This is a genomic window from Streptococcus sp. CL8.13 (assembly GCF_049737895.1).
This window is the reverse complement of the sequence record NZ_JBKOTT010000056.1, coordinates 1-5519: the sequence shown is the minus strand read 5'-3', so window position 1 is coordinate 5519 and position 5519 is coordinate 1. Positions and strand designations below refer to the sequence as shown.

The window sequence follows — 5519 nt, the reverse complement described above, 5'->3', positions numbered from 1 at the left end:
AGATGTGTTTAACCACATCACGAGTAGCATCTGGAGTTTTGACAGGAACACCGTCGGGAGCGATTGGATAAATGCCCTCTGTGTTTAGTTGGAAGACATGACGGTCAATCGTCTGCGTGAAATCACCAGACAAGTTGAAGTAGCTGTGATTAGTTGGATTGACCAGCGTATCCTGATCGGTCGTTACCTTGTAGCTGATTTCATAGGCACCAGTTTCTTCTAAGTGGTAACTGATCCAAATCTTGAGATTTCCAGGAAATCCTCCTGTCCCATCTGTACGCTCTGTGTAGAGGGTCAAGCCATGATCGCTCACCTCAACTAGTTCAAACAAGCTCGAATCCCAACCTGTTGAACCACTGTGGTTACAGTTGCTAGCATTGTTGACTTCAAGGTCATAGGTCTTGCCATTAAGCTCAAATGTCGCACCAGCAATACGACCTGCAACAGGGCCTACGCTAGCTCCATGCTTGGGACTATTTCCCACATAGCTTTCAAAATCATCAAATCCCAAGATAATATTTGCAAAATTTCCAGCCTTATCAGGTGTGACGTAGCGCAAGATGGTCGCACCATAAGTCATGACCTCAAGTTGGTAGCCACCGTTCGTCTCAAATCGATAGGCCAAAGCATCTTGTCCCTCAACATTTCCAAACACACGCTCTGTGTATGCTTTCATTCTCTTCTCCTTTTTCTATTTCTCTCAAGCAAACAAACCATAGAAAGCGAATTGACAATCTATGGTTTACTTGTATGATTTACAAACCCCTTTATCAAGAATCTATAAACGCAGTATCACTTTTGATATTCGTGGATGATAACACCTTGTACCACACGGTTTACTGTACCTGTAGGAGACGGTGTATCTGGTTTATTTTCTACCTTGAGTGAAGTCAATAGGGCAAAGAGTTGGGCATAAACGATGTAAGGGAAGACACGGTAAATATCATTCAAGACACCGCCACAACCAAGGGCCACTTCTTTGACATTTTCAAGACCAAAGGCTTGATCACTCAAAAGCACAACACGGCGAGCAATGTGATCACCAGCAACTTCACGAACCAAGTCCAAGTCGTACTTGCGAGTGTAGTCTGTTGTTGTACCAAAGACCAAAACAACTGTATCTTCGTTGATAAGAGATTTTGGACCGTGACGGAAGCCGACTGGGCTTTCATACATAGTCGCAACTTGACCAGCAGTTAGTTCCAAAATCTTGAGCTGAGCTTCATGAGCAAGACCAAAGAAAGGACCAGCACCTAGATAGATGACACGGTTAAAGTCTAAATCAACAAGTTCTTTGACATCTTCTGCATTGTCTAGAACTTTACGGGCAAGACTAGATACAACTTCAAAACGTTCAGACTTAACAGCAAATTCTGTAGGATCAAAGACTAAGAGAGCTGTCAACATCATAGACGTAAAGCTAGAAGTCATGGCAAAGCCAGCATCATTAGAGGCAGCTGGTTGCAAAAGTAAGAGATTGCGGTCATCTCCATGAGCTTGAAGAGCCAATTTCCCATCTGCAGCACAAGTAATCGTCACTTGGTAAAGTTCATCCACCAAGGCTTTGGCCAAATCAACAGTCGCCACACTTTCAGGCGAGTTCCCACTACGAGCAAAAGACACAAGGACAGTTGCCACATCTTTTTTCAAATAAGTTTCTGGATTGGCAACGATATCTGTTGTCGCAATAGCATTGAAATTCCATTTGCGTTCGTCATAGACTTCCTTAAAGTAAGGTACCAAGGTATCTCCCACATAAGCAGAAGTCCCAGCACCTGTCAAGATAACCTTGATATAGTCATGTTTATCAGCAATCCCTTGTAGGAAGGCTGCAATTTCTTCACGTTTTGCTTGATAAGATTCAAAAGCTTCTTTCCATACATCAGGCTGTTGGTAGATTTCACGTGTAGTGATTTCTGCACCCAATTCAATCAAGTCTTCTTTTGTATAATGTAACATTGATTTCCTCTTTTTCTATTAAATATGGGAATGGGAGTAAGCCCCATTCCCATGTATATTCTATATAAAATGCTCTAACGATTTTCACGATATCACATCTTATACTCAATGAAAATCAAAGAGCAAACTAGGAAACTAGCCGCAGGCTGTACTTGAGTACGGCAAGGCGACGTTGACGTAGTTTGAATTTGATTTTCGAAGAGTATTATTCATCTTCGTCATCATCGAAGCTCGCTAACAAGTCATTAACTTTCACAATGCTTTCTGCAGCACGGTTCTTATAGTCCGCATCTGCGCCTGTAAGGCTCGCATTGATAAATTCAATCACCATTGGAAGATTCATCCCTGCGTAAAGGTCAATATCACGACCTTCCATGATCAAACGGCTTACCACGTTACATGGTGTACCGCCAAGAAGATCCGCAAAGACTAGGAAATCATCCAATCCTTCAATAGCAGCTTCAAATTTTGCAGTAAAGTCTTCTGGGCCATCTTCTGGAAGAAGAGCCACTGCATGAATATTGTCTTGTGGACCCATAATCATTTCAGTGCTACCTTTAAGCTCTTCACAGAAACGACCATGGCTCACCAAAATTAATGATTTAGCCATAAATTATGCGCCCATTCCAAGCAAGAATTTACCGATGAATGAAAGACCTACTGCAAGAGCGATAATGATACCGATAGCTTTAGTAGAAGTCATACCTTTCTTACCAAGCAACCAGAAGATAAAGGCAGTAAAGATTGCTGGAAGCAAGCGTGGGAAGATTGAGTTCAAGATATCTTGGAAGTCAATCATTTTTTCACCGATTGGCAATTTATAAGAAACTTCAAAGTTGATCATTGTTGCTACAAGAGCACCCATCATGAAGACACCAAGTACAGATGCAGCGTCAATCAAAGCTGTCAAAGTACTTTGCATGTTGTTGATAAGGTTAACCCCTTCTTTGTAAGCAAATTCCAACTGTTTCCAACGGAAGATGTCATAAGCAACTGCAACTGCGATCCAAAGGAAGATACCCCAAGGTTGGCCAGCGATAGCCATAGTTGCTGCGACTGACCCCATGATAGCAGGTACAAGCGAACCAAAGATTGTATCTCCAAGAGGAGCAAATGGTCCCATCAAACCTGTCTTGATACCGTTAACGGCGTCTTTTGCACCCACACCATCTTTTTCTTCCATGGCAAGGTCAAAACCAGCGATAATGGTATGGAAGAATGGTGAAGTATTGAAGAATTGAGTATGAACTTTCATCATTTCTTTCAATTCAGGAGTTCCATCACCATACATTTTACGCAATTGTGGCAAGATCATGTACAGGTAACCAGAAGCTTGCATACGTTCGTAGTTCCAACCTAATTGGAAAGTAAACAAGCTACGTTTGTTGATTTGATTAAAATCTTCTTTTGTAAGTTTGTAATTAGAATTCGTCATCTTCGATTTCCCCACTTTCTGATGGTGTAGAAGGTGCTGCTACAGCTACTTTTTGGCTATTTTTGAAGTGAAGCACTGCAAGGAAAATACCTACGATAGAAATACCGATCATAGACAAACCTTTGAAGTTGTTCACGAAACCAATTTTTTCAGCAACATCTTTAGGTAGAGTACCGATGATACCTGCAACAGCGCCACCAAGACTTGTTACGTTTGAGTAAAGTACAGTCAACATAGCTGTCAAACCGAATCCCATAGCAAGGTAGTGAAGGTTACGTTTAACTGGAAGGTAACGAAGCAAGATTGCAAATCCAAGACCTGGAAGCATACGTCCTGCAAGTGTCAAACCGTCTGCAACCCATTTGTAGGCTTCAACGAAGTCTACCACTGATTGTACGAAGGCACCACCAAAAGCAAGCGCAAAGAAGACTGGAAGGGCACGAGATAGAGCCCAAGGAATCGCACCAAGCAAGTAGTTGCGTTCAATACCTTTATAGTCAAAGCGTTCGATTGCAGCATCCACACGGTGAGCGAAGAAAGTAGTTGTCATACGTCCAAGAACGTCGAAGTAAGTCAAGAGAGCTGCTACTGGCACAGCGATTGTTGTAATCGCCAGTGATGCATCAATTCCTTGTGAAACAGAGAAGGCTGTCGCAAGAACAGCACCAGAAGTTGCGTCGATACGAGAAGCACCACCGAAGGTACCAACCCCAAGAACGAACAGTTGCAAGTTACCACCGATAAGCAGACCAGTAGTCACATCTCCCATAATTAAACCAGTAATGAAACCAGCAAATACAGGGGAACCTGCAGATGAAACGATCGTCAACTCATCACAGATTTGATAAGCTGAGTACAAAGTGAGAAGTAGAATTTGCCACCATTGTATCATAACAATGACCTCCTAAAAATTTTTTCCTATTTTAATAAGCTCAAAAAGTCTGAAATTGGATCATTTGGAACCATTTGAGCAGTCAGTTTAACACCTTTTTCTGCCAATTTGTGGAAATCTTCCACATCCTTGTCCACTACGTTGATAGAACGTGTAATGGCACGAGTTTCTGGTGTTTGAGACATATTCCCAACATTAAGGGTTTCAATTGGTACACCTGCTTCGACCAAACCAAGGAAGCGGTCTGGTTTACGAGCCACGATAAAGAGACGTTGGCTATCGTATTTTCCAGCAAGAATATTGGCTGCCGCTTTTTCAATTGGCAAAATACTCAATTTTACACCTGGTGGTGTCGCAAGTTTCAAACCACTCTTTTCAACGTCGTTGTTGACAACTTCGTCATCTACAACCATAATACGTGAAACATTTAGTTTTCCAGCCCATAGATTGGCTACTTGTCCGTGGATCAAACGTCCATCGATACGGCATCCTACAATTGTCATAAGTTTTCCCCCTTTATGTGTTTTAGTGTAGGTTTACGAGTTAAATAAATCTCTTCTTTATATTGGCCCTCTGTTTCAAAGATAATGATACGATTAGCACCTTCCTTGAGATAACAATGAGGGATATAAAGTGAGAGTGTTGGGCCGACGTTCCAAAAACGTCCTAGGTTCTGCCCATTGACAAAGGCAACTCCCTTACCAAACTCAGACAAGTCTAGGTAAGTATCTTTTGGCGCTTCGATTGTAAAATCATAAGCGTAAAAGGCTGGTTGTCCTTCTGTCATCCTTTTGAAAAATCAATTTTCTCAGGATTGTCTAGTGGGAGTGGATAGTGTTTCCAGTTTAGTAAGAAGTGCAAATCCTTACAAACCCCTGTCCGAATTCCCTTACGTTGCGTATCCGCTAAGAACTTGTGTCCATAGTTGACACGCCCCATATTTTCAATCAAGATGTCAATCTCTGAAAAGCCTTCTCGGTTGCCTTGACAGTAGATGTCTTCGCCAATCTCTGTCTGGTATTGAGTAGCAATCCATTGACCATCTACAAAGAGTTGAGCTCGGTCACGTCCATCGATGATACGGAGACGTTCCTCTTCTGCATCCCAACTTGCCTCCGTGCGGTAGAGAAGGTAGCCATAACTTTGACCAAGTTCTTCCATCGCTTTTGGATAGAGGCTTTCAGTAGGACTAGAGAGATTATCCAGGGTTTCAAACAAGGAAACTTTTTCGAC

Annotated in this window: 6 protein-coding genes and 1 pseudogene; all 7 read right to left on the bottom strand. The window is 42.2% G+C overall.

The window, feature by feature from the left end:
• Nucleotides 1–676 (bottom strand): aldose epimerase family protein (locus tag ACLNCN_RS02930; RefSeq protein WP_424844574.1); only part of this gene is annotated, 676 nt, incomplete at its 3' end.
• Nucleotides 677–792: 116 nt separating this feature from the next.
• Nucleotides 793–1959: an SIS domain-containing protein gene (locus tag ACLNCN_RS02925; protein WP_424844573.1), complete on the bottom strand. Its 1167-nt coding sequence runs from the start codon at nucleotides 1957–1959 to the stop codon at nucleotides 793–795.
• A 205-nt stretch (nucleotides 1960–2164) separates the two neighbouring features.
• Nucleotides 2165–2569 (bottom strand): PTS sugar transporter subunit IIA, encoded by a 405-nt coding sequence (locus ACLNCN_RS02920; protein ID WP_261103868.1) that lies wholly within the window; start codon nucleotides 2567–2569, stop codon nucleotides 2165–2167.
• Nucleotides 2570–2572: 3 nt separating this feature from the next.
• Complete coding sequence (locus ACLNCN_RS02915) at nucleotides 2573–3394, bottom strand: PTS system mannose/fructose/sorbose family transporter subunit IID (RefSeq protein ID WP_060627276.1); 822 nt, start codon at nucleotides 3392–3394, stop codon at nucleotides 2573–2575.
• On the bottom strand, nucleotides 3381–4286 hold the full coding sequence (locus ACLNCN_RS02910; protein ID WP_261103867.1) for a PTS mannose/fructose/sorbose/N-acetylgalactosamine transporter subunit IIC: 906 nt from the start codon (nucleotides 4284–4286) through the stop codon (nucleotides 3381–3383). Before ACLNCN_RS02910 ends, ACLNCN_RS02915 begins: the two co-directional genes overlap by 14 nt.
• A 26-nt stretch (nucleotides 4287–4312) precedes the next feature.
• Nucleotides 4313–4789, bottom strand: a complete 477-nt coding sequence (locus tag ACLNCN_RS02905) for a PTS sugar transporter subunit IIB (RefSeq protein WP_020903315.1) — start codon at nucleotides 4787–4789, stop codon at nucleotides 4313–4315.
• Nucleotides 4786–5519: pseudogene (locus ACLNCN_RS02900) on the bottom strand (beta-galactosidase); the annotation flags it as partial. The gene ACLNCN_RS02905 and the pseudogene ACLNCN_RS02900, both read right to left, overlap by 4 nt.

Bases quoted from the DNA above. Each gene is read 5' to 3' on its own strand.
- ACLNCN_RS02925 (WP_424844573.1), bottom strand. From the start codon at position 1,959: ATGTTACATTATACAAAAGAAGACTTGATTGAATTGGGTGCAGAAATC.
- ACLNCN_RS02920 (WP_261103868.1), bottom strand. From the start codon at position 2,569: ATGGCTAAATCATTAATTTTGGTGAGCCATGGTCGTTTCTGTGAAGAG.
- ACLNCN_RS02915 (WP_060627276.1), bottom strand. From the start codon at position 3,394: ATGACGAATTCTAATTACAAACTTACAAAAGAAGATTTTAATCAAATC.
- ACLNCN_RS02910 (WP_261103867.1), bottom strand. From the start codon at position 4,286: ATGATACAATGGTGGCAAATTCTACTTCTCACTTTGTACTCAGCTTAT.
- ACLNCN_RS02905 (WP_020903315.1), bottom strand. From the start codon at position 4,789: ATGACAATTGTAGGATGCCGTATCGATGGACGTTTGATCCACGGACAA.